Genomic DNA, 4381 nt, shown 5'->3' on the forward strand with positions numbered 1-4381 from the left:
TCCGTACCCAGCAACTCCCGCTGCCACAACGCATAGTCCGCGTACTGCACCGGCAACGGCTCCCACACCGGCACCTGCCCACGAACCCGCGCCTCGTAAGCGGCAGCAAGATCCCGGTTCAGCGGCCCGGTGGACCAGCCATCACCCGCAATGTGATGCATCACCAACGCCAGAACACGCTCCGACCCGGCCTCGAACAACGTCGCCCGGACCGGCAACTCAACGGCCAGATCGAACGCATACTCAGTCGCCGCCCGCACCTCACCGGCCAGCTCACCCGGCTCGACACCGACAACCTCCAACGCCACCGCCGCCTCATCCGGATCCAAGATCCGCTGATACGGCTCACCCTCGGCGACCGCGAACATCGTCCGCAGTGATTCGTGTCGGCCGATCACATCCCGCAACGCCTCGGCCAGAGCGGCGGTGTCCACGTCTGCGGCGAGCCGGGTCACGACCGGCAGGTTGTAGGTCGGGCTCGGCCCCTCCAGTTGGGCCAGGAACCACAACCGACGCTGCGCGAACGACAGCGGGACGCGCTCCGGACGCTCGACGGCCCGCAACACCACCCGTTCCTGGGACGCGCCCGAGATCCGGGTGGCCAGCTCCGCCACGGTCGGCGCCTCGAAGAAGGTTCGCAGCGGCAGGTCCACACCCAGGACCGACCGGATCCGCGACGCCAGCCGGACCGCGAGCAGCGAATGCCCACCCAGCGCGAAGAAGCTGTCGTCCACACCGACCGATTCCAGACCCAGTACCTGGGCGAACGCCCCGCACAGCAGTTCCTCGCGCACGGTGACCGGGCCTCTGCCCGGACCCGTGCTCGTCGCGTACGCGGGCGCCGGCAGGGCCGACCGGTCGAGCTTGCCGTTCGCCATCAACGGAAGGTCGGGGAGCTGCACGATCGCGGCGGGCACCATGTACTCCGGCAGCCGCTCCGCCGCGAACGCTTTCAGCTCGGTCTCCGTCGCCGCCGTCTCCGTGGCTACCAGGTAGGCCACAAGACGCCGGTCACCGGGCGTGTCCTCACGGGCGAGCACGGCGGCCCGCGCCACCCCGGGGTGGGCCAGCAGGACGGTCTCCACCTCGCGGGGCTCGATCCGGAACCCGCGCACCTTCACCTGCTCGTCGGCCCGGCCGGCGAACATCAGCTGCCCGGCCGGTGTCCACTTCACCACGTCACCGGTGCGGTACATCCGCTCGCCCGCCTCGAACGGGCAGGCCACGTACCGCTCACCGGTGAGCCCGGGACGGCGCAGGTAGCCCCGGGTCACCTGCGCCCCGGTCACGTACGCCTCACCGGCCACGCCCGGCGGTACCGGCCGCAGCCGCTCATCGAGCACATAGATCCGGCTGTTCGGGAACGGCACGCCGATCGGCGGCTCTCCCTTGCCGTCCCAGTCGTCGGCGAACCATCCGGTGCAGTACACCGTCGTCTCGGTCGGGCCGTACAGGTTTCCGATCCGGGCACCGGGCAGCACCGAGCGGACCTGGGACAGCAGCGACGCGCTGAGCGTCTCGCCGGCGAACACCACGGTGTCGGCCGACACCTCGCCGAGGCCGCTCGTCAGCACCTGGGCGAAGGCGGACGGCACGGCACTGAGCGTGCTGGCGCTCACCGGCCGCTCGGCCAGCACCAGCAGGTCCCGGACCACCTCGATGGTGCCGCCGGCCAGCAGGGGACAGAACACCTCGAACACCGACACGTCAAAGCTGAACGATGTCGACACGACGACCCGGGACAACGCCTCGGTGCCGATGTCGGCCAGGGCCCACGCCGCGAGCGCGGTGACGTTCTGGTGGGTGACGACGACACCCTTGGGCCGCCCGGTGGATCCGGAGGTGTAGATGACGTACGCCGGATGCTCGGGGCGCAGCAGGCCGCGCTCGCCGGCGGAAAGCGCGTCACCGGCCAGGCCGGCCAGCTCCGCCGCGGTCTCCGGGTCGTCCAGGAGCACCACCGGCAGCCCAGCCGGCACGGATCCGCCGATTGCCTGCGCACAGGCCGATTCCGCGAGCAGGGCCATCGCCCCGCCCTCGGCCAACATGAACGCCACGCGATCGATCGGGTATCGCGGATCCACCGGAAGGTAGGCCGCACCCGCCTTCAGGACGCCGAGCAGAGCGACGATCGACTCGACGCCGCGTTCCACCGTCACCGCAACCACGGACTCGGGGCCGGCCCCCAGCCCCCGCAGGTACCGCGCCAGCTGATTCACCCGCGCGTCAAGCTGGGCGTACGTAAGCGCGACGCCGTCGGCGACCACCGCCCGGGCATTCGGGACTGCCGCCACCCGTTCTTCGAAGAGCTCGACGATGGTGGTGTCCCGGGCGGGGGTGGCGGTGTCGTTCCATCGCCGCAGTACCTGCTCGCGCTCGTCCGGCAACAGCACGTCGACCTCGTGCAGCCGCACGTCCGGTGCGGCCGTCAGCACCTCGAGCGCGCGGACGAACCAGGTCGCCAGGCGCATCCCGGTCTCCGCGTCGAACAGGTCGGCCGACACGGCCATTGTCCCCAGCAGGCCGGCCGGGGTGTCGTCCGTTTCGAAGATCTCATTCAAGATCAACTCACAGTCGAAGCGGGCCGGCACGAGAGTCAATCCCTCGACGCCGACAGCTTCGGCGGGCTCCGGCTCCTCGGTCCTGCGCACCGTGCGGCGGATGTTCTGCACGGTCAGCATCACCTGGCACAGCGGGTAGCGAGCCAGCGAGCGGGTCGGCGCGAGTTCCTCGACGAGCCGCTCGAACGGCAGGTCCTGGTTGTCCAGCGCGCCCAGGCTCGTCTCCCGCACCCGGCCCAGCAGCTGACGGAAGTCCGGGTCGCCGGAGAGGTCAGTGCGGATCACCAGCGTGTTGACGAAGAACCCGACCAGGTCGTTGAGCGCCTCATCGGTGCGGCCGGCGATCGGGAACCCGATCGGGATGTCGGTGCCCGCGCCCAGCCGGGACAGCAGTACCGCAAAGGCGGCCTGCAACACCATGAACGGCGTGGCACCCTCCGCCTGGGCGAGCTCGGCGAGTCGCTGATGCACGCTCGCCGGCACCCGAACCGGCACGCGGTAGCCGCGGAAACTGCCCACCGTCGGGCGCGGCCGGTCCGCTGGCAGTGCGAGCTCCTCCGGGATGCCCGCGAGCGCTTCCTTCCAGTAACGCAGCTGCGTCGAGACGACGCTGTCCGGGTCCGACTCCTCGCCGAGGAGCTCCCGCTGCCAGAGCGTGTAGTCGCCGTACTGCACCGGCAGCGGCTCCCAGCCCGGCGCCTCACCACGCAGCCGGGCCCCATACGCCGTCGCCACGTCCCGGCGCAGCGGCGCCATCGACCAGCCGTCACCGGCGATGTGATGGACGAGCAGTACCAGCACATCGCGGGCCTCGGTCGCGCCGTCGCCGCTGGCCCGGACGAGCCAGGCCCGCAGCGGCATCTCGGTGGACAGGTCGAACGCCGTCCACGACGCCTGCTCGACCGCTTCGTCGAACCCGGCCGCGGACACGTCGCGGACCTGCAACTCCCAGTCAAGCTCCGCCGTTTCCAGAATCTTCTGGTACGGCTCGCCGTCCACGATGACGAAGGTGGTGCGCAACGACTCGTGCCGGGCGATGACGTCCCGCAGCGCTGCGTTCAGCGCGGCGACATCCACCGTGCCCCGCAGCGGTAGCACGATCGGGATGTTGTAGGTGGAGCTGGGACCCTCCAACTGGCCCAGGAACCACAACCGGCGCTGCGCGAACGACAAGGGAAGCATCAGTTGGTCTCCTTACGCATCCGGCGCAACGCCGGCCGATTCGACTTCCGGGTTCCAAGCTCTTGAGCGAGTTGTGCGGGTGTCGGTGACTCGAAGAGAGTGCGGATCTTGACCTCGGCACCGAGTTCGACCCGGATCCGGGACAGCAGTCGGATTGCGAGCAGCGAGTGGCCGCCGATGTCGAAGAAGCTGTCGTCCACCCCGACGACCGCGCGCTCGAGGACTTCGGCGTACAGCTGGCAGAGCTGCTTTTCCTGCTCGGTAGTCGGCTCGCGACCGACAGGCCCCCCGGTGGACTCCGGATCGGGCAGGGCTCGGCGGTCGAGTTTGCCGCTGGTGGTCATCGGCAGCGTGGGGAGGGTCACCACGGTGGCCGGGACCATGTACTCGGGCAGCCGGGCCGCGGCGTGGGTACGTAGCTCCTCGTCGGGCACCGCGTCCGTGGCCGGTACGACGTAGGCGATCAGCCGCCGGTCGCCGGTGGAGTCCTCCCGCGCCAGGACCGCGACCTGCTCGACACCCGGATGGGTCAACAGCACAGTCTCGATCTCACCCGGCTCGATCCGGTATCCCCGTACCTTGACCTGGTCATCGACCCGGCCCAGGAACACCACCTGCCCATCGGCGGCCCATCTGAC

The 4381-nt window shown here is 70.1% G+C and carries 2 protein-coding genes; both read right to left on the bottom strand.

What is annotated here, in order from left to right; translation table 11 throughout:
* Positions 1 to 3743: non-ribosomal peptide synthetase (locus tag I0C86_RS39225; RefSeq protein ID WP_196206377.1), on the bottom strand; the 3743-nt coding region annotated here is incomplete at its 3' end.
* On the bottom strand, positions 3743 to 4381 hold a 639-nt coding region (locus I0C86_RS39230; RefSeq protein ID WP_196206378.1), incomplete at its 5' end, for an AMP-binding enzyme. The genes I0C86_RS39225 and I0C86_RS39230, both read right to left, overlap by 1 nt.

Origin of the sequence: Plantactinospora alkalitolerans (assembly GCF_015690345.1) — a bacterium.
GTDB classification, from domain to species: Bacteria; Actinomycetota; Actinomycetes; order Mycobacteriales; family Micromonosporaceae; genus Plantactinospora; species Plantactinospora alkalitolerans.